Annotated in this window: 19 protein-coding genes and 1 tRNA gene; 1 reads left to right on the top strand and 19 read right to left on the bottom strand. The window is 49.6% G+C overall.

Annotation, left to right across the window (positions count from 1 at the left end; all coding sequences use genetic code 11):
• Positions 1-116: 116 nt before the first annotated feature.
• The 4 genes from GWK78_01455 to GWK78_01470 all read right to left on the bottom strand — a co-directional run bounded on the left by GWK78_01455 (position 117) and on the right by GWK78_01470 (position 4122).
• Positions 117-392, bottom strand: a complete 276-nt coding sequence (locus tag GWK78_01455; protein ID QHU93700.1) for a hypothetical protein — start codon at positions 390-392, stop codon at positions 117-119.
• Positions 393-858: 466 nt separating this feature from the next.
• A complete protein-coding gene (locus tag GWK78_01460) occupies positions 859-1887 on the bottom strand; it encodes a hypothetical protein (protein QHU93701.1) in 1029 nt (342 codons plus the stop codon).
• Positions 1888-2000: 113 nt separating this feature from the next.
• A complete protein-coding gene (locus GWK78_01465; GenBank protein ID QHU93702.1) occupies positions 2001-3629 on the bottom strand; it encodes a hypothetical protein in 1629 nt (542 codons plus the stop codon).
• A gap of 19 nt (positions 3630-3648) precedes the next feature.
• Positions 3649-4122: a hypothetical protein gene (locus tag GWK78_01470; protein ID QHU94257.1), complete on the bottom strand. Its 474-nt coding sequence runs from the start codon at positions 4120-4122 to the stop codon at positions 3649-3651.
• A gap of 79 nt (positions 4123-4201) precedes the next feature.
• Between GWK78_01470 and GWK78_01475 the strand changes: the two genes are divergently transcribed.
• Positions 4202-4276 (top strand) — tRNA-Gln (locus GWK78_01475).
• A gap of 88 nt (positions 4277-4364) precedes the next feature.
• Here the strand turns inward: GWK78_01475 and GWK78_01480 are convergent.
• From GWK78_01480 to GWK78_01550, 15 genes are all read right to left on the bottom strand, one after another.
• Positions 4365-4766 carry an NUDIX domain-containing protein gene (locus tag GWK78_01480; GenBank protein QHU93703.1) on the bottom strand — a complete coding sequence of 134 codons (402 nt, stop codon included), beginning with the start codon at positions 4764-4766 and terminating at the stop codon, positions 4365-4367.
• On the bottom strand, positions 4759-7269 hold the full coding sequence (locus tag GWK78_01485; GenBank protein QHU93704.1) for an HAD-IC family P-type ATPase: 2511 nt from the start codon (positions 7267-7269) through the stop codon (positions 4759-4761). Before GWK78_01485 ends, GWK78_01480 begins: the two co-directional genes overlap by 8 nt.
• Positions 7270-7626: 357 nt before the next feature.
• Positions 7627-9528 (bottom strand): AAA family ATPase, encoded by a 1902-nt coding sequence (locus GWK78_01490; protein QHU93705.1) that lies wholly within the window; start codon positions 9526-9528, stop codon positions 7627-7629.
• A 105-nt stretch (positions 9529-9633) separates the two neighbouring features.
• Entirely contained in the window at positions 9634-10263 is a 630-nt protein-coding gene (locus tag GWK78_01495; protein ID QHU93706.1) for an ATP-binding cassette domain-containing protein, read from the bottom strand.
• Between the two features lie 8 nt (positions 10264-10271).
• Positions 10272-11510 (bottom strand): FtsX-like permease family protein, encoded by a 1239-nt coding sequence (locus GWK78_01500; GenBank protein ID QHU93707.1) that lies wholly within the window; start codon positions 11508-11510, stop codon positions 10272-10274.
• A gap of 9 nt (positions 11511-11519) precedes the next feature.
• Positions 11520-12902 carry an FtsX-like permease family protein gene (locus GWK78_01505; protein ID QHU93708.1) on the bottom strand — a complete coding sequence of 461 codons (1383 nt, stop codon included), beginning with the start codon at positions 12900-12902 and terminating at the stop codon, positions 11520-11522.
• Positions 12903-12977: 75 nt separating this feature from the next.
• Complete coding sequence (locus GWK78_01510; protein ID QHU93709.1) at positions 12978-13211, bottom strand: hypothetical protein; 234 nt, start codon at positions 13209-13211, stop codon at positions 12978-12980.
• A 129-nt stretch (positions 13212-13340) separates the two neighbouring features.
• Positions 13341-14393, bottom strand: coding sequence for a GNAT family N-acetyltransferase (locus GWK78_01515; GenBank protein QHU93710.1), 1053 nt, complete (start codon positions 14391-14393; stop codon positions 13341-13343).
• Positions 14394-14729: 336 nt separating this feature from the next.
• Entirely contained in the window at positions 14730-15002 is a 273-nt protein-coding gene (locus GWK78_01520) for a DUF3850 domain-containing protein (GenBank protein ID QHU93711.1), read from the bottom strand.
• Positions 15003-15684: 682 nt separating this feature from the next.
• Positions 15685-15990: a hypothetical protein gene (locus GWK78_01525; GenBank protein QHU93712.1), complete on the bottom strand. Its 306-nt coding sequence runs from the start codon at positions 15988-15990 to the stop codon at positions 15685-15687.
• The gene (locus GWK78_01530) at positions 15983-16282 is read right to left on the bottom strand and encodes a hypothetical protein (GenBank protein QHU94258.1); all 300 of its coding nucleotides are present in this window, start codon (positions 16280-16282) and stop codon (positions 15983-15985) included. The genes GWK78_01525 and GWK78_01530 overlap by 8 nt, the downstream gene beginning before the upstream one ends.
• Positions 16283-16433: 151 nt before the next feature.
• Positions 16434-17009 carry a GrpB family protein gene (locus GWK78_01535; protein QHU93713.1) on the bottom strand — a complete coding sequence of 192 codons (576 nt, stop codon included), beginning with the start codon at positions 17007-17009 and terminating at the stop codon, positions 16434-16436.
• Between the two features lie 9 nt (positions 17010-17018).
• Entirely contained in the window at positions 17019-18404 is a 1386-nt protein-coding gene (locus GWK78_01540) for a HAMP domain-containing protein (protein QHU93714.1), read from the bottom strand.
• The gene (locus tag GWK78_01545; GenBank protein QHU93715.1) at positions 18391-19047 is read right to left on the bottom strand and encodes a response regulator; all 657 of its coding nucleotides are present in this window, start codon (positions 19045-19047) and stop codon (positions 18391-18393) included. Before GWK78_01545 ends, GWK78_01540 begins: the two co-directional genes overlap by 14 nt.
• Before the next feature lie 86 nt (positions 19048-19133).
• On the bottom strand, positions 19134-19595 hold the full coding sequence (locus GWK78_01550) for a hypothetical protein (protein QHU93716.1): 462 nt from the start codon (positions 19593-19595) through the stop codon (positions 19134-19136).
• Positions 19596-19603 lie beyond the last annotated feature (8 nt).

The raw sequence follows: 19603 nt of genomic DNA on the forward strand, positions 1-19603 counted from the left end.
ACATGCATCTATGGAGCGAACTGACAAGCAGAAGGTGGAGGAAAGTTAACTTTGCCCGCCAGTTCGTAAATGGTGTGTATTTATCAATCACCCCCCTTGGTGTGATTACGAATGGTTTAGACAGGGTATGGACCTATTGGGATATTTCTGTCTGTTCCGTATGCTTTACGGTATGCCTCCTCAATCCACGCTGGGTCAGAGTCGTGGTGGACTCTTATGGTGTACCCGTTGAACTTGAAGGTGACGAGCACCTTCTCCTTTACTGCTGCGGTCCAGCCATTGGACCGCTCCAGCCGCTCAGCCAACTGGATGGCCATCCATGCCGCATCAAGAACAAGCGTTCTTGATTTGACGATGAGTTCAACTGCTACGATACAGTAGTCGTCTGTCATAATGTTCTTCCTCCCCACCCGAGCGGATGCTCATGTGAAAAACACTGGTCGACACTCGGATGGGTCGACTCGAGATGGGGTGTTTTGGTGCTTCTTATGATACACCACGACATCCCACCTCAAATCGAAACTTTCTCTGCTTGTCAAACTACACTTTCGGACAAGGATGTACTCAACTCGTCAACAAAAGCTGATATATATATATCACTAATAGAACAAAATGTCAATGGATTTTGTCAAAAATGTGGTGTAATATTTTTTCTCACCCCTGTTATGATCATAGATAACTTTTTATAGAAAATAGTAGCCGGTGCTTTCTGATAACAGTAACTTGGCGCAGCATGATAAGAACGGGTCGGAATGTTGGTATTTCAAGAACATCAAAACGCCGACAGGTACATAAGCGCGTCGGCGTTTTGTTAGGATTTTTATAGCCTAGAAACACTTGATATCAAGCGTACAATTGTTACTGGGCTTCAGGCGGAAGAGGTGAGCGGTATCCACTTTGTCGCTCGCGTACTTCGTTATACCATCCTAATAGCTCTTGACCATGATCCCAGCCCCACGCTGAGTCTGGCAATAAATAACCAGTTACTGCATTAAACAATGGATCTGAGGTATTTACCCTGATATCCAATATTCTTAGGGCCTCTCCGGCAATATCTGCTACGGTTGCAGTCTCGTTATTGTTGAGATGATCTTGCATGAGCTTTGCCAATAGGAATGTGTAAGAGCTGTACATGACTCCTCTTGCCTCAAACTCACTCGTAAATGGCTCTGCTTGTATTGGGTTATCTCTGTCGCCATAGATATTAGGTGGTAGCTGCGCCGCCGCTGCTCCAGCAAGGCGTATTTCTACGTCCCAGAGTTTTTCTTTTAGCCCCTCATATTTTTCTTGTCTGTTGATAATGATATCTGCCCGCTGAATATCATAATCGTCTTCATCGTTGCGCCGAGCTTCATCTTCCCGCGCCTCAGCGGCAAGGACTTTTTCTGGTATATCGTCCAGAGTTTTTATCACGAGTGGATATGTCTCTGCCATTACAGGATGCTCGCTATACGGATCAGGAACTTTTATCTGCTGATCACAGTGTCCGCGCATAACTCGCGCCCAAGCTGCCTCTAGTTTTTCGGGATCAGAATTTTCATATACGGGAACACAAACACCACCGAAAATAAGTAGCACCGGCTGGCCTTCTTCTGGTGCTTCTGGGCCGTTACTGATAGCATATTTGGCTATATCTACTGCATCAGAGAAAAATATTCTGGCATCAGCAAGGTCGTCGCCCAGCGCAAGTAATGGAGCTTTTTCTAGTGGCCCATGATACATTTCAGGCTCGCTAGGCTCGAGGGTGACTTCGGCAGGAGTTTCTGGGTCTTCCTGAACTTCTTCCTTGATACCCGCAGGATTTTCCTGAAGCGTGTCCCAGCGGGTTGCAGCATTATTTTGCCCTTCGCTCGGCATTCCCTCAGGTGGCTTTGGTATTCCTGTCATAGTCATAACTCCTTTCACATGGATTTTAGTGTGCTGAGATTATATCAGCAGTGTAGCACTATGTCAAGGTTATGGGAACTCAGCTCCAGTTATTAATACGCCGTTGAGTTGGTTCACTTCTTGTCAAGAACAACCAAGTGCTCACTATGCGGCGTGCGCGGGAAAAAGTTGTAGCCGCGGTGATGGACGATGCGGTAGTGCTGCTGGAGCAAGGCGACATCGCGAGCTTGGGTGACGGGGTTGCAGCTGAGATAGAGGATGCGCGGCGGTAGCTGTTGCAACAATGTCGCAATAACGTCAGGATGTAAGCCAGCGCGCGGCGGATCAACGATGACGATTTCCTTGCCTGTAATGTGGTCGAGGGCTTGTTCGCTGGGGGCGAGGACAGCGCGAGCGTCGGTGCGGTCAAGTTCGGTGATGTTGCGCTGCATTTCGCGGACAGCGTCGGTGTTGATTTCCACCAGCGTGACGTTGCCGCCGCCAATGGTCAGACCAATAGTGCCGACGCCAGCATAGAGGTCGAGGGCTGGCTCGCCCGTCTCGCAAACATCTTTTTCTTCAGGCCGGCGCGCCGCTAACTGATCTAGCTGGCGCTCTTGGCGCGCCTTTGCCGGAAAGGCAAAGCCTTCAGAAAAAGAGTTTGACGAGTCGTGCTGCTTGCTTTCTCTATGTTGCCCAGATTTTTTCTGAGATATTACTCGCTGTTGACTATCAATGTCGCCATGTGCCGCCAACTGAGCCCGGCGCTCTTGGCGCGCCTTATTGTACGGCATCCACTCCTTCATATCGCGCAGCGCCTGCTCGTAAACCGGGATGTTGACTTGGAAAAAGCCTTCGCAGGCGTAGCGGAATGGTATGCCAAGGATAGCGTCAGTCAAGGTGGTGTTACCGAAAAGCGCCAAGCGCTCGGTGATGCGGCTGGCTGGCGAGCGCGGGTCGGAATAGATAATTTCCCCGCCCTGAGCTGGTAGCTTGGCGGCTTCAGTAGCGGTAATTATTTCGGGCAAGCGATCTTTAACATACAACTGCCATACGCAACTTCCCGATTGATCGCAGCGGACGAGCAAGGTCTTGAGCTGGCGAGCCGCGACGCGTTTATGGCGCAGCAAATTGCGGATCGCCCGCGCCAGGTTATTGATTGCAGGGTGCGCCAAGCTCGTGCCATCGATGACAATCTTGCCTTTGCTGCCGCGGCGAAAAAATGCTAAATCAAGCGTATCGCCAGATGATTCTTCACGGTCGCTATCCGCGTCTATATCTTGGTTATTATCAGAAAATAATTCGGGACCCGAGACAAGCCCAGATTTTTTCTGAGATACCGCTCGGGATACCACCGATTCGCTGTACCAGCTAAATTCAACTTTGTTGCGATAACCATATGCGACATTGTCGCAATAAATGTCAATCGCCGCCGGTAATGTAACATTGTGCAGTGTAAAGGCGTCGTCGATCAGTTGCCTTTTGTATATCTGCTCTATCTCGAGCGGCATAATTTGCCAGGGGCTGGTCGACAGGTAACTATCTGGATCGCGCGGCTGGATGCGGTCGGGGCTTGGCAAAATTACCTCCTCGACAATCGCTTCGACGAAGTGCGATTTCTTTTTAGTAATGCGAACAGTGACCGTCTCGCTGGGCAGTCCGCCCCATACAAAACATTTGCGGCCGTCGGTCAGCGTCCCTAGTGCTTGCCCGCCGCCAACGACCTTCTCCAGTGTCAGCGTCTCAAAACTCTGTCGTTTCATCAAGAGTTATTATAACAGATTAGAAATTACACTCTGGCACGCCGCCAAACCAGCCGTTCTGCATATTGCGGCCAGTGCGGCAGGTGGTGCCATCTGAGAGCAGCACCTTTATGGCGTAGCGGGTCGGTACGACGCTGGAAGCGTGGGTCGTGTCAGTGGCTGCGAGATACCAATAATCGCGGCCTTCGTGGTCTTTCGGCAGCTGCTTGATGTAGCGTGGAATGAGAAGTGCGCCGAGCTCACCACCATTACAAATCTTCATATTAGCGGTGTTATAAATGGTGCAGGCGCTCGTCGGCCATGGATATTCGCCGTTGTCCGAACGATATTTCTCGATCGCCTCTTTGAGCATTGAAATATTTGACTTGGTTTCGTTGTCGCGAGCGGTGTTGTAGGCATTGCGCCAGACGAGGCCGCCCAAGGTAGCGAGGATCGCGATAACCACGATAATGATGATAACCTCAACGATAGTAAAGCCATACTGCTTATGCATATGACGATTGTAGCGCGTTTTGAGCCCGATCGCAAGGCTGGTAATTGCGTAATTGTTATGATACACTAATCCTTGGTATTGGGCCGTCGCCAAGTGGTAAGGCACCAGGTTTTGGTCCTGGCATTCGGGGGTTCGAATCCCTCCGGCCCAGCCAAGCAAAGACACGTAATTATTCTAAATCTCCTCCGGCTTCCGGTTCAATCGACGCCGTGCATTATTACGCCGGCTACCACGGGTCGTTCCTATATATAAAACTGATCTATATTGGCCGACAGTGTCGAGTCAAGCTCAACCTGCCCCAGCTCATCGGCCCCAATATACCGCAGCTCGCTGACATCTGTCGTGGTTGTGGGTGGTGACACGGGGCGAACTTGATAGGCGATGATAAGCACCGGGGTGTTGAACTTTTTGCTCCATGTCGGGATGATGATTGGCGCTGCGCTTGCAATTTCTATCTCAGCGCCCAGCTCTTCTCGGCACTCACGCCGCAAGGCCTCGGCTATGCCCTCGCCGTGTTCCAGCCCGCCGCCGGGTAAATCCCATGTATCGCTCCTCTCGCGGACGAATAGTAACTTTCCGTCCTCATAGATCAGTCCCTTGACTGACACGCGATAGGCGGCTCGGATATGTTTGAGCTCAGGCATGGTCATTCCTCCTGCTTCGCCATTTGTGTATCTCGCAGGTGGTGATCGGGATAATGAATGAGGCGAGGCCGATGAGTGCGCCGTGCCAGAAGTTGATCGGCGTGATGTGGAGGATTGTGCCAAGCGGGCCGAAGAAGACGAGTAGCTGTAACATGACCGACAGGCCGATGCCAGCGTAAAAACTGGCGTTCATAACCTTGAGGCGAGTGAAGATTGACTCACTGTCAGAGCGGGCGTTAAAGGCGTTGGCCCACTGGCTGACCACCAGCGAGATAAAGGCCAGTGTTTGCGCGTAGTCGTGGCCATAATGCTTCTCGAAAAAGATATAGACCGCCAGCGCCATGACTGACATGGTGGCGGCGACGATGACCATCCGCCAGATCATTTGACGGCTGAGAATCGGTGCGTCGGGGCGTTCCGGCGGACGGTTCATGGCCTGCTTTTCGCCTGGCTCCAGGCCAAGCGGAATGACCATCGAGGTATCGGTCACCAGATTGACCCAGAGGATTTGCACTGGCTCCAGCGGCGTCTTGATGCCGATGAGCAGCGCGCCGAGCATGGTGATCAGCTCGCCGGTGTTAGTCGACAGTAGATAAAACAGCATGCGGCGAATGTTGGCGATGATGGTGCGGCCCTCGCGCATGGCGTCGATGATGGTCTTGAAATTATCGTTGAGCAGGATAATATCGCCAGCGTCTTTGGCGATGTGCGAGCCCGACCCCATGGCCACGCCGACATGGGCGTTGGTCAGTGCCGGTACGTCGTTGACGCCGTCGCCGGTCATGGCGGTGATGTGGTGCTTTTTGAGAATGGTCAGTAGGCGGTATTTTTGCTCGGGGATGACGCGAGAGAAGACCTTGGTTTTGGTGACGATGGCGTCCAGCTGATCATCGGACAGCTTGGTCATATCACGGCAGTCAAACACCTCATCGCGGCTCTCGACCATGCCAAGCTCTCGGCCAATCTGATAGGCCGTCTCGAAGTGATCGCCAGTGATCATCCGTACCGACACGCCCGCTTTCAGAGCAGCGCGGATGGCCCGCGGCGCCTCTGGTCGCAGCACGTCAGCCACGGCCACGAAGCCAGCAAGTGTCAGGCGCTGCTTGCCCAGTTGATCAAAGCTATCAATTGCCTCGTCCAGTTCGCCCGTCGCCAGCCCAATTACTCGGTAGCCGCGGGCGGTCATCTCATCAAGCATTTGCTGGGCGCGCTTTTTGGTGCGGGCCGACACGCGACAGGCCGCCAGGATGGCTTCGGGCGCACCCTTGACGTACAAGCGGAACTGCCGGCCGTGATGCCAGATGGCGGCGGACATGGCGTGGGCTTGACTGAATGGCAGGTCGCGAACTGGTGCGTGGCGCGGGCTGGCGCTCTGCTTGCGGGCGTATTCATTGAGGGCGATATCCAGCGGATCGTGGCTCTTGGCGTGAGCGCGGTTGACCACCAGCCCGATGATGCGGTCGATGTTCTCTGTCGCCTCGTCCGGCGTCCAAGTTTGCTGAACGGTCAGCTTGTTCTTGGTCAGCGTGCCCGTCTTGTCGGTGGCGATGGTGGTGATGACGCCGATGGTCTCGATGGCGCGCATCTGATGTACTAGCGCCTTTTTAGCGGCCATCCGCCGCATTCCTAAGACTAACACCACGGAAATCGCAATCGGCAAGCTCTCCGGCACGGCACTTACCGCTAGGGCCATGACGAAGCGCAGGCTCTCCAGCACATCAATGCCGCGCAGCAAACTCAGCCCAAAGGCAACGAGGGCGATGGCCGAGACGGCGGCGATGACTTTGGTGATGAGGGTGTCGATTTTTCGCTGGACTGGGCTTTGGGTTGATTCACGCTTGGAGAGCATGGCGAGATTGCCGAACTCGGTCTGATTGCCTGTGGCGACGACCACGCCGGTGCCGGTGCCGCTGACGACGAATGAGCCTTGAAACAGCATGTTGGTTTGCTCGTACATTTCTTTGGTGCCGGTGAGGGCGTCGGTTTGTTTGGAGATTGGCAGTGATTCGCCGGTCAGTTGCGCCTCGTCCACCCGCAAGTTGGCGCTACGAATGAGGCGGATGTCGGCGGGAACTTTCTCGCCCTCAGCCAGCGAGACGACGTCGCCCGGAACTAGCTGGCTGGCGTCGATGCGCGTGGTACGATTGACTCGGTGGACGTCGACTTTTTGGGCGTCGTGACGGGACAGGCTGCGTAGCACACGGTCAGTTGAGAAGCGCTGAATGTAGAAAATAACGGCCGAGATGGCGGCGATGACAAAGATGATGATGGCGTCAATGGCCTCGCCGTGCCAGAGGCTGATGATGGCGGCGATGAGCAGGACGAGCATAAAAATGTCGAGGAATGGCTCGAGAATGATGCGCCAGAGCGGTTCGGATTGGATTTTGATGATGTTGAGGCCATAGCGTTTTTGGCGGCGCTGGACTTCGGCCGCGCTCAGGCCGCCATCCGAGGAACTAAGTCGCCGCAGCGCCTCGTCGCTTGATGATTGATAAAAATGCATAAGGTTATTATAGCGTGAAGTGCTGTTTGGGGGAAATGGTAGCAAGCGGCTTGGGGTATAGCTTGAAATGGTGGGTAATCATCGTACCTAGTTATAGCTGAGGTCGCTATTCTGCAACAGTTAACTACAGGCAAAAAGGTGCGCCTCCGGCTTCTGCCTCGCGCACCTCTTGCTTGAGATGGGGGTTTTATGATTCTATCATCGTCGGTCGACCCGGTCGCTCCACGTACCGTAAGTGACGTGGGCTGCACCAGGCCTGACGCTATGCCCGTAGCTTCTTATCCTTCAGCTTCAACACCACATCGGCCTGCTTAGCCAGCTGTTTGCTGTGGGTGACGACTCTATTACTTATAATTATCAATGCGTTGAATCTCCATCTTTATCTGCGATTAAATCTATGATTTTACGAATCTCCCTTGCTCTGTCGTCATCGCTGTTTAGAAAATGATCCATCTCATTTTCACAAAAATCAATTACATGATCAATTCTTTTTTCCTTTCCAGTATACTGTTCGATGGCTCCTTTCTTTAGATAAAACTCATAAGATGGATATTTCGATTCTATTTTCTCATCTAGGTCAGGGTGCTCGTTTCTATATGCAATTATCTGCTCGTCTGTTTTTACTGGCGGTAGGCTCTTCTTTTGACTTCTGTAAAAGCCTCTATAGAAATCCGTTTTTGTAGTATCTAAATCCTTAATAAAATAGACTTTTAGTCCAAAAGATTCAAAAAATGATTTAAATGAGAACATGCTCCTCTCGCCATTCACACCGTATACAGTAATACATTGACTGGCTTCTTGATGCAGTATCTTTATAGCAGCCCTAAAGAAATACTCATCATCTTGACCTTCAACCAGCAATACTCTATCTAGAAATAGCACTCGAGCTGCCCAAGTATTGTTTAGGATTTCTATCAACTTTTTTTGATCTTCCCTAATATCGGGAGTACGCACCACGGAATTACGCTCTTCATTTAGCGAGAATCGTTTTATGTATCTTATCGTGTTATCGTTTATGAAACCTTCGGAATGCGTTACAAGAATGCACTGAATTTCTTGTTCTTTTGCTAAATCTTCAAGAATTTTTAGATATTTAGATTGGAACTGATAGTGTAAATGAATCTCTGGCTCGTCAATAATAATAAGACCACCTTTTACGTCATCTCGACCATACGCTTCAAAGATTAAGTGTATAATCGATTTTTGTCCAGCGCTAAGACTGTTTATGTCACCCAGCTCTCGGTCATTTTTTATATCACGGAATTTAAACTCGTACGACCATCTTCGTATACTTACTGGTTTTACAGATAGCTGTAAATTTAATATTCTAAGCTTTTCGTTTATCTTTTTGATTATTGGAGAATTATTGATTGTAGCTGTGGCATCATTAATATTTTTACCCTCTTTTACTCGCTTAAAGTGATCTTCACCGAGCTTTAATTTTATGAAATCAAAGATAGCAGGCATGCCTGAGGAGTGCTCGTTAATACTATGGGGGATTAGCCTATTTTTTACATTCTGAAATACATCACCCGAAGGACCATCGCCATTATATAAGTGTATCTGAGAGTTATCATTGCCGTAGTCACGGAAAGCTGATAGCATAGAAAAAGTATTTTCAAGAGGTGCTATGTGGTCGGTGTTATCTTCATTGTATACTGTTATAGCCTCATTAATTGCGTGGTAATATTCTAAATAGAATTTTATATAATCCGGCACTGGATCACGATAGTGGCTCTTATACGTATTATCTTCGTCGTATTTGGCTTGTTTAAATGTAATATCTATTTCTATATCCATATCACTATCTAGCGCACAAAACTCAGGCATTGGTATAATTGAGTAATTTTCAAGAGTCTTTTTTATGTGGCTATAGTTATCTACAATATGATCTATATTAGCCCTATCAATATTATCAAGCTTAATTGATACTCTTACTCTCTGCTGTGCTTCTTCTGAACTCCAATTAGGTTGGAGCCTAAGACCTAATGTTCTATTGGAGTAATTATCATCAATTTGAAGCATGTTCTTTCTATCTGTATAATATGAGCGATGACTGCTGTAGCTATTTGTTATGCGCTTAAATAAAGCTCTCGTAAAGACAAGATTCATAGCCTCTAAAACCGTTGACTTGCCAGATCCGTTTTCTCCAATAATGATATTAAGATCTGGGTCAAATTCAATCTTAAAGGCGTTGTTTATGTCCTCCTCATATTTAAAGCTAAGGATATTTGATAATTGCAAATAATTAACTCTCATGATGCTAATTATTATACACTTATCAGCTTTATTTATGGGTTTGGAACTATAAAAATATAGCTCTTTCGAGCTATATTTAAAACGTGTATTTTTTGGAGACTATTTTTACGCTTTCAGTTTTTTATCCTTCAGCTTCAACACCACATCCGCCTGCTTAGCCAGCTGCTTGCTGTGAGTGACGACGATGACGCATTTGTCATTTTCATGGGCGGCCTGGCGCAGGATATCGATGATGTCAGCAGCGGTAGTTTCGTCCAGGTTGCCAGTCGGCTCGTCTGCCAAGACGATCGGCGCGGAGGACACCAGCGCTCGCCCGATCGCCACACGCTGTTGCTGACCGCCAGACAGTTTCATAACATTGCGGTGAATGTGATCGTCGTCCAGACCCATGGTGTGCAATGTTTCGTTGGTGGCTTTAGGATTAACTAATTTCAAGTTTTCTAGCGGCGTCAAGTAGTCAATCAGGTTATAATTCTGAAACACCAGCGAGATATTGTGTTTACGATGGTGCGAATAACCCTGCTCGGCGATATCCTCGTCGTTGAACAAAATCTGCCCGCCAGTTGGCGTGTCCAATCCCGCTAGTAGCCCGAGCAGTGTCGACTTGCCGGCGCCAGAACTACCAACGATGGCGTAGAACTTGCCCTTTTCAAATTGATAATTGATGCCGTTGAGCACATTGCTGGTGCCATCAGCGTATGAGTAAATGATATCGCGTAACGTAAGTATTGACATAATAACTCCTAACTTAATTTTGCTAAAATTTGCTTTGGTGATTGGCGCATAATCGGCGCGGTGGCAGCGATGGCTGACAGCAGAACGACCATGTAGCCGAAGGTGAAAGCCTGTAGATAAGTTGCTATTGGCGCGGCTTGCACCACAATCTTTTCTACGCGCTGGCTTTGGTCGGTTTGCGCCGTCAGGGCAGTAGAAATCTGCGACGAGGCGACCGAACCGATAGCGAGCGCGAACACCGAGCTAACTAGAGCGGTGATCGCCAACTCTGCCAAGAACTGCCCGATAATCTGCCGCTTCGACGTGCCGATAGACAGCAAGATGCCAATTTCATGCAAGCGGCCGCGCACCCAGAACACCAGCACCAGTGACAAAACCGCCAGCCCTGCGGCGGCTGCACCGATGGTGGCAATCGTCAAGATATTTTGAATGCCAGCGATATTTTGGAGAACTCCAGCGAACACGGCCCCGTTGTCAGTCAGGCTGAATTTCTGCCAATCAATGTTTGGCAAGTTTTTGACGCGGTCTGTCAGCGACTTCAGCTGGTGCGGATTTTCGGCGAAATACGTCGCTCGCGTCAACTGCTGGCTGCCCGCTAGCTGCTGCGCCACGGCTAGATTGGTGATGAGATGATTCTCCGCCATGTCGGACTGCAAGACCGCTGGCTTTTCGCCTTTGCCGCTGAAGATACCAGCGACAGTCACCGTCACCCGCCGGCCGTCTTTGGTGATGTCCAGCTTGTCGCCTGTCTTGATACCGTTTTTCTCGGCAAACGCTTTGTGGATCAGCGCCGCGTTTTGATCGCGCTTGGTCAAGTGCTTGCCCTGCTCTAGTTGGTAAAATTTACCAGTGAACTCGCCGAGCAGATCGCTCTGTGTCGCGCCCGTCACCTTCGCCTCGCCAGCCACGTTAGAGTCCAGCTGCACGCCGCTGCCTGCCACGTCAATCAATTGCTTGCTTGGCAGTCCCGCAGTAGTTTCTGCCTGGAAATTGTGCGCTTTGACTTTGTCCAGGCGCTGCACCCGCTGCGCGATATCCATCGGCACCTCGCCCGACGGTTGCTTGTTAGCGATGCTAAAGCCAGCACGGATATTCCGCTCGACCGATTGCTTCAGCTGCGCCATCGTCTGCTGCACCGTCAGCGTGCCGATCAGCAGCGTGAAAATCAGCGTCATGATCAGGGCGATGGTCAGGCTGCGACGCCGCCGCCGCGCCACAGCCGTCCAGGCTCGTTTGATAATCGTCATCATTTGCCCCTAGTCCACTTCAGTTAGTAATTCTTTTGGCGTCGACTGGGTGATAGGCCGCGAAGCCAGCAGCACCGCAATGATAATCACCGCTAGCCCAGCGCCCCACACCGCCAGTAGATCCGTCGGCTGCACACCGACCGTCACCTTGTCCAGCGTACGCGATGACGTCACCGAATCAGCGTCAGCACCAAGCGACGCACCGTTGAGGGAACTGCCAGCTTGACGTGTGGCATTCTGCACCGCCTGCGACACCACGTGATCGCCCATTTGTTGCGCAATCAGGCCTGCGGTAAAGTACGACGCACCGAAGCTCAGCACTGCGATCATCACCAGCTCGGCGATGTATTGCAGCACAATCTTTGATTGCGGCACGCCCGTCGCCAAGAGTACGCCCGCTTCGCGCTTGCGCTCGTTCATCCACAAGTACAGCACCATGCCGATTACCACAACACTGACCAGCGCCGTCGCCCACAACATACCGTCGATCAAGCCGTACACGCCATTGACTGCACCAGTCACGCCAGCCAGTTCCTGACTATTCTTATTCAATTGATACTTTTGCCAATTGACCGGCAATTTATTCGCCCGCGCCATTACCTCATCCAACTGTTTGGTGCCCTTGGTAAAGAACGTAGCGTCCTGGTAAATCTCATTTTGCGCCGTATAGGCATTCAGCTGGCGGGTTGTCGTGAGGTCAGTCAAGAACAAATTCTCGAACAGCTCCACCTGATACGTCGCCTGCTTTGGGTTTTTGCCGTTAAATATACCGACGATTTCCACTTCCACCTCGTCCTTGGATGGATGCTCGTTGTCGGTGTCGTATTGATTGGCCTTTAACTTAATTTTACCGCCCAGCTTTAGGTTATTTGCCTTGGCGAAATCTTCGTGCACCAAAATCTTGTGCGAATCGTTCTCGGTGATGTGCCGGCCAGCGATGAGCTTGAGCGACTCAGCTCGAAACTTTTTCTCGGACTCAGATTTATTAACGCCGATGATAGTGGCGGCGTTGCCAAATTGCTTGTCTTTCTCGGCATCATAACCGCTGCCGCCACTCGGTAGTGGCACTAGCTTGGTATTGATAAAATCGACCGTGGCGTTCTGGCGCTTGACATAGTCCGTCACACCCTCCAGATTCTTCACCGCGTCGATGTCTTTGTTCGACACCGTCCCCGAGCCGCGGGCTGTTCCCGGATTGGTACGCGGATTATTGCCCAGTGTGAAACCGGCCTTGAGCGTTTTGTCTAGCGACTGCGCCGCCGCGTCGGTCGAATGCTTGATGGCAAATCCACTCAGCATAATCGTCGACATACACAGCAAAATCGCCAGCAAAATCAGCGTTTTGAGTTTTTTCCTGGTGATATACAACCAGGCACGTTGTACAAATGACATAGATCTCCTTTCTTGGTTCTATGTCAGTGTAGCAAGGGTATGTGAAGGGAATGTGAAATGGGTGGGGTTATCTGGCTATTTCTTCTCAAGCACTGCAACCCGTTTTTTCAAATCATCCAGTTCGGCGCGGAGTTCGCTTGTGCTTGCTGCGGGATTGTTTGGTTCTGTCTTTTTAGTTTTAGCGTCTTTCTCTTGCTTAGCTCTCTGTTCCTTGCCAGCTTTTGCGGCAATATGCATAGAGATGGCGCTACTTGATACTACGATAATAATACCTATCATAGATACGATGTCTAGGGGTTTGATTTCCATATATATTCCTCTGTTTATGATTTATTGTTAGGTTTATTATACATCCTGCTGTGGTATGCGGCTAGTAGGTTGACGCTAGCTGTGCATGCACTTTAGTTATAATTGGACTATCACCATAGTCAGACAAGCCTAAGGTTTCGACCGAACGCTGTTTCTGGCCTTTTTAATATCTCTTTTTTTGATGCGCAATCCCCACTGCTGAACAGTGACGTCTAGTGCATAGCCTTCGGGAAATAAGCCTTCAATCGTCCAGCCGTGTCGCTGCAAACAAGCTATCTGCCACGGCTCAGGAATGAGATGGACATATAGCTTACGACTATAACCAGCTAATAATTGTGGCAAGTTAGCTACCAGTACTTCGAAAACAGTCTCTGATTTCGCTACCAATGGCATGATTTTAATCGGCTGGCCTTTCTTTGGAGTTGCGCCGACAACGCCAACGACCTTTCTATCCTGCTCAGCGATAAAAATAAGCTTATATTTCGTATCGACATTTCGACCTTCACGCCGTCGATAACCAGCAAACAGTGTATCAATCCATGCATTATTAACGCCGTAAAAACTACTGCCCACCTGCGACAAAATCAGCCGTCTCGTCGCAGCGGTATGCTTTTTCTCGTCAAACGGGACGATTGAAATATCTGACAAGCCAGGAGTTGTGCTCTGACTCAGCGGCTTGTATAGCATACACTCGTCGATACCAGGTTTATAATGATCTTGCGCCTTACCAGCCAGATGAAAGCCTTTGCGCAATAGAAACTTGAACGTGGCTTGGTTTTGGGCAGCCACTGTACAGTAGAGTTGCCGAGTGTGGTGTTTGCGAGCAAAATCCTCAGCATGGCGAAGTAACTTACTGCCAATGCCAAATTTACCGCGATATTCTGGCGCAACGATGAGCGGACTAATTTTAACTGTCCCCTGCTTCTTGACAACTAAATGAATCATTCCAGCGGGATGATGATTGACTTCTGCAATAAATATGTACTGCAGAAGTGAAAACTGCCCGACAGAATCGACGTTATTATTGATATGCGCGGTAAAAATCCGCCGTGCGTGAGCTCGATGATCGCCATTGTAAAACGGCCCAAGTGTTTCTGTCATCAAGCGGGAAACGAAATCAACATCGCCTGCTTTGGCTTTACGGATATTCACAGTGACTGACGATTTCTTATATCGGTGCATGGGTTTATTGTCTTATACCCTATACAATAATACAAGTTATCTATTGCTACACATGCGTAATTTATGGCTATGGCTAGTCAAATTGGTGCAAATTCAATACCGGTAACACCGCCTTACAATTACTACTCAAGCGGATAAAGTTCATTATCCATTCATCGATTGGTAAAAATTATTTGGTCGCCGATTTGAATTTTCTGGCGCTTCTCATCATATAGTCGTGATTCGAGGTTTTGCTGCCAGAGGTGATAGCGTTAAAGAGTTCGGTAGCTTTTTTGAATTTGGTTCTTGATTTCTTTTTCTAGGACGGAACCTGCCGCAAAGTGGTTTACTATTACATTACTCAACCCGCTCGGCAAGCGACATCACCTGATATCCGTATTGATCAATGTCTTCTTGTTTCCAAAAATCGATTTCTTTCGTGCGTAAAACTTCGCCTACTACATGACGGACTTTGCGGCCGGTTGGCGTTCCTTCATAATTTATCTCAATCTGCTCCAGAATGTCACCGGGTTGGATGTCAAAATCGGCCACTCTCATATCAAACGTTTTCTCGCCCGTTAGGACTTTTTCGAATAAATCGGGGTAAGATTTTTTGGTGATAATTTTCATACCTTCTATTATAAAGTTATGCGACTTAGGCCACAAGCCGATGCTAAAATTGTGCAGCGAATACTATCTTGATTTATTGGGAGTTAGGTATTGGTTGTAGCCTTATTCTAGTGTGAGTGAGCAGGAAATTACCATGGTTTGTGGCGATTTTTGTAAGATTGCTTGACTTTGGGTACTATTATTGATATATATATCAGCGTTTTGGAATAATCCTTAACGCTGCTCCTTCTACTCGAGAAAGGCCTAAGTTATGGAAATTGAGGGCTATGTTAAATGCGGTGACAACTGTATCATCAGGAAGTTGTCCAACGGCGAGCACGCCGTTTTGATTCCTGACAATGTGGTCGGCGAAACATGGTACAGGTGCATGTACGATGTGTACCTGCGCTACCAGGTGCCATCACGCAATACGGTTGTCATTAGCAGACCGTCCTGCCAATCCAACTGCTGTTGTCGAGAGGAGTGATACAATAGACCCGAGCAAGTCTATAAACTGCTCACTTTCAAAGAGGGTTAAAATTAATGAATGATCCAATTGAGATATCAGTTGCCGAGGAATTATTGTTCCTGATAGATAGCGCCATAGAAAAAAGAGATATTAAGCAATTGACTAGTATTTATGGCATAGTTCATGAGTTTATTGGTAAACCTATTTATGATCCTCGGGCGGACTTTTACCGCTTTACCTCCCTCTCCGCGCCGCTATGGCAAACCACATAAAGTAATCCTCTAACGATTCGTCTTCCATGCCGGCGAATAGTTCGCGGGCGCGCAGGACTTCGCGGAGTTTTGGTGATTTTTGGTGGGCAAGCTGCTCGGCGGTGGCGTCCAATAAGTCCAAGCCGCGCTGCCAGGCGCCAGTCATTGCAGCCGTATCGCCGCGGCGCCGGGCGGCAAACGCTCGCCCGACCTCTGAGCCGATGTTGCCCATTTGCTCGAAAATCGTCAAGCTTTGCCACTTCTCTCGGTCAAAGACATGTTCACTCACGGACGACTCCGGCGATGATATCAATGATTTGCTGCCGCACCGCTGGGTCGAGCACATCACGCGACGGATTATTTTGCCGCGGACGAATGTTTATCATGCTATCAAACTCGATAAATTCATCTGTACCAAACTTATCCGGATGTAGGTTAATCCCCCATAGATCGGCTTGCTGCGATCCGCGTTCTAGCAAATACGCCTCGCCATCAGCATGCATATCCATGTCGATTACCACAATTTTCTTAGCAATATCGACATCCGCCTTGACCATCGTCCCGTACATTCTCTCGGCCATCGGGTGAAGCTCGGCGAGGGTTATGGTATCAATAATCTTCATGGTTTAATTGTAGCACAGACAGCCAGCGCTTCAGCATGATATGCTGACGGCGGAATCTTTATGTAAAGCAGGAGTTGAGAGTCTGTTTGACGACTTTAATATGCACAATTTAGGAAGACCTATTCTTGGACCCGTATTTTTCTCTAGCTATTTTAGTATACTTTCTGATAAAATCGCTTTTTGCATCAGTATATCCATCTCTGTCATGCTCAAATTCCTTCCAAAGTTGTAGTTTCAATTTCTCGTACTGTTTGGCAATATCGCCATTCTCAATTAGATAATCCCTAAAGTAGATCTCATCATTATCCCCCACGATCCTAATATGAATATGAAATACCTTATCCGCGAAGCCCTGTTTGGTATATCCCTTATTCAATGAGATTCGTTTTGCTTTCTCACTCATGCACAACCAATTATTTTCAACAAGAATATTTTTTACAGGCTCTAATTCTTTCTCCGACGGGACTTCAAGCAATATATCTACTATATTCTTTGCCTGTATATTTGGGATGGCCGTGCTGCCAATGTGAGATATTCGTGCTATGTATTTTTCTGGCACCAATGAGGAGATGACTTTCACCTCCTCATCATACCAGTGTACCCATTCTCGATTGTGTTCTACAAGAAATATAGGGAATAGTTGCCACAATTCTTCCAAACTCATTTTCTCTAGTTCTCTATCCATCACATCCTCCTACTCAAACCTCACCACAAACCGCATGCCCTGCCCGTGCGGCGTGAATTTGTAGTCTAGGCCCTTAGCGTCGAGCAGCATTTTCACGGTATAGAGACCAATGCCACTGCTGTCAGTGTGTTGCTTCGTGGCGGCATTGCTCCGATAAAACGGGTCGAAAACGTGCTGTAGTTGTTGTTTGGTGAGTGGTTTGCAAGCGTTTTCGATGGCCAGCTCATGCTGATCGCAGGTAATTGTTATCACACTCCCCGCGTCGCCGTGGCGCACCGCGTTTGATACCAGGTTCGAGATGACGTGGCGCATCATGTCGCGGTTAGCACGAATGGTCGCCGGACGGGCGTCAACTGTGAAAGTCATGCCGCGCGTTTTCGCCAGTAGTGTATAATCATCAACCACCTCGGCGATCAGCTGATCAACCCTCAGTCGCTTTTCTTGGCGCACGGCTTGCTCAGCCACGTTTCCAGAGCGCAAGACGTTGTTCACCATCGTCGTCAATTGATCAACCCGTGCCACCGATTTCGCCAGGTACTGATCACGGTCTTTATACTCGCCGATGTTGAGTTGCATATTCTCAAGTATGATCCGGAGCGCCGCCAATGGCGTCTTCAACTCATGCGAGGCTGCACGGAGGAAAGCAATTTTTTCCTTCTCCAGCTGGGTGATCCGCTTATTCTCATGCTCCAGTGAGCGAATCGTCTGCCACAGATTTTGATAGAGCTCATTGATATTTCGCCCTAGTACGCCGATCTCGTCATGACTGTTCACTGGGTAGTGTACGTCCTTTTCCAGTCGCTGCATGGTCGTGGTCACCGCCGCCATCTTACGAATCGGCCGCGTCACAAAACGGCTATACATGTACGAGAACACGAGCGCCACCAACAGTGAACCAAGCATGGTATACGGCAATACGTGCAGCGTGGCGAGCTTGGCCTGAGTAACGGGCGCTACATCGGCCAGTAGCTTGATTCTGGCCGTTTGTCCGCGATTATCCGCCACACTACCCTGCTCTAAAATCACCGAGCGCGGATCGACCGTTTGCCCATCAGCGATTTTCACCACGCTGGTATCGACTGGTTTACCGCTGTCTGTCACGATATTGACAGATTGAAAGCCTTGAAAATACTGATCGCGCCCGTCAATCGTCAGCGTGATGTTGACATTTTTCATACTCGCAAATTCCTGGCTGAGACGACGCATTTCCTCAGTCGATTTACCGCGTAGCTCAGCCACGAGCGCCGTGAGATTGTCCGCCGCCTCGCGCTCTTTTTGCTGTAGATAAAATTGCGGCATCAAGGTGTAGACCAGCGCATGCACCAGGATGATCAACGCCGCAAACAGGCCAATTGACACCAAGAACGTTTTGGGAAATAATTTAAGCCGCTTCATAGCGATAGCCCACTCCCTTCACCGTGATGATGCAGTCCAGGTGCAATTTTTTGCGTAAGTTTTTGATGTAAACGTCGATCACCCTGTCAAACGGCACCTCATCGTCACGCCACAGCTTGTCAATGATAGCCTGCCGGCTCCAGACCATGTTTGGATTATCCACGAGCAGTTTGAGTAGCTGCACTTCCTTAGGCTTGAGGTGCGCATCAGTATCATCATAAAATCCCTGATAGGCCGCGAAATCCACCGAGGCCAGACCATGGCGCCACAAGTTTTTTTTGACAGACTGTTGGCGACGAAGCAGCGCCCTGATGCGCTTTTCCAACAGCACCAGTGAAAACGGCTTACTCATATAATCATCCGCTAGCTCGTCAAAACTCGCAACCTGCGTCGGCTCATCATGTAGCGCCGTCAGCATCAGCACCGGCACGTCGCTAGTCTGGCGAATACGCCGCAGCACTTCAATGCCACTCATCTTTGGCAGCATGATATCGAGAATAATCACATCTGCCCCAGTAAATCTCTTCAGCGCTTCCTCGCCGCTGGTCGCCGTCACCACCGCAAAGCCGCGCTGGCGGAGGAATTGCTCAGTGCCAGTGCGTAAGGTGGGCTCGTCTTCAACAATAAGAATCGTTGATGTCATATAAGTAGTATACCGAAAATGCCGCCCGTGGTAAACGAGCGGCATGGGGCGCGTGGTCAGCGTCGAATTGGGACGCTTGGGGCGCGTTAGTGGACGCCGACCACTTGCAGGCGCCGAGTGGTGCGACCGAGACCGAGAGAGATGGTTTCGGTGGCGTGGCGGTTGAGGAGGCTCTGTCCGAGGGGGCTATCGACCGAGATGCGGCCGTCAGACGGATCAGCCTCAAGGCTGTCAACGAGGGTGTAGCGAAAGAGCTGACCCTGCTGATCAATGAGATCAACCACCGAACCGATGGCGATGCGTAGCCGATCGCGCTTACGCGGTAGTGGTTTGGCGGTCTTGAGCGCAGTGCGTTTCTCGGCGAGCTTGCCATGGACGTTTTCGAGATTCATGATAATGTCGCTGCGGCGGAGTTTGTCGTCGCGAGACTTGGCGCGGCCGATGTCGCGTAGTTCAGCTGAGAGTGCTTTTTCGCGGATTTCGAGTTCGTTGATTTGCTTGTGTAATTCTTTGAAGCCTTTTTTACTGAGATATGTTGTCGTATTCATCCTTACCC

The sequence above is a fragment of the Candidatus Saccharibacteria bacterium oral taxon 488 genome, assembly GCA_010202845.1.
Lineage (GTDB): Bacteria > Patescibacteriota > Saccharimonadia > Saccharimonadales > Saccharimonadaceae > Nanosynbacter.

Bases quoted from the DNA above. Each gene is read 5' to 3' on its own strand.
- GWK78_01480 (QHU93703.1), bottom strand. From the start codon at position 4,766: ATGCCTGAGCTCAAACATATCCGAGCCGCCTATCGCGTGTCAGTCAAG.
- GWK78_01540 (QHU93714.1), bottom strand. From the start codon at position 18,404: ATGAAGCGGCTTAAATTATTTCCCAAAACGTTCTTGGTGTCAATTGGC.
- GWK78_01530 (QHU94258.1), bottom strand. From the start codon at position 16,282: ATGGCCGAGAGAATGTACGGGACGATGGTCAAGGCGGATGTCGATATT.
- GWK78_01455 (QHU93700.1), bottom strand. From the start codon at position 392: ATGACAGACGACTACTGTATCGTAGCAGTTGAACTCATCGTCAAATCA.
- GWK78_01500 (QHU93707.1), bottom strand. From the start codon at position 11,510: ATGACGATTATCAAACGAGCCTGGACGGCTGTGGCGCGGCGGCGGCGT.
- GWK78_01470 (QHU94257.1), bottom strand. From the start codon at position 4,122: ATGCATAAGCAGTATGGCTTTACTATCGTTGAGGTTATCATCATTATC.
- GWK78_01485 (QHU93704.1), bottom strand. From the start codon at position 7,269: ATGCATTTTTATCAATCATCAAGCGACGAGGCGCTGCGGCGACTTAGT.
- GWK78_01550 (QHU93716.1), bottom strand. From the start codon at position 19,595: ATGAATACGACAACATATCTCAGTAAAAAAGGCTTCAAAGAATTACAC.
- GWK78_01515 (QHU93710.1), bottom strand. From the start codon at position 14,393: ATGCACCGATATAAGAAATCGTCAGTCACTGTGAATATCCGTAAAGCC.
- GWK78_01460 (QHU93701.1), bottom strand. From the start codon at position 1,887: ATGACAGGAATACCAAAGCCACCTGAGGGAATGCCGAGCGAAGGGCAA.
- GWK78_01510 (QHU93709.1), bottom strand. From the start codon at position 13,211: ATGGAAATCAAACCCCTAGACATCGTATCTATGATAGGTATTATTATC.
- GWK78_01465 (QHU93702.1), bottom strand. From the start codon at position 3,629: ATGAAACGACAGAGTTTTGAGACGCTGACACTGGAGAAGGTCGTTGGC.
- GWK78_01545 (QHU93715.1), bottom strand. From the start codon at position 19,047: ATGACATCAACGATTCTTATTGTTGAAGACGAGCCCACCTTACGCACT.
- GWK78_01520 (QHU93711.1), bottom strand. From the start codon at position 15,002: ATGAAAATTATCACCAAAAAATCTTACCCCGATTTATTCGAAAAAGTC.
- GWK78_01490 (QHU93705.1), bottom strand. From the start codon at position 9,528: ATGAGAGTTAATTATTTGCAATTATCAAATATCCTTAGCTTTAAATAT.
- GWK78_01495 (QHU93706.1), bottom strand. From the start codon at position 10,263: ATGTCAATACTTACGTTACGCGATATCATTTACTCATACGCTGATGGC.
- GWK78_01535 (QHU93713.1), bottom strand. From the start codon at position 17,009: ATGGATAGAGAACTAGAGAAAATGAGTTTGGAAGAATTGTGGCAACTA.
- GWK78_01505 (QHU93708.1), bottom strand. From the start codon at position 12,902: ATGTCATTTGTACAACGTGCCTGGTTGTATATCACCAGGAAAAAACTC.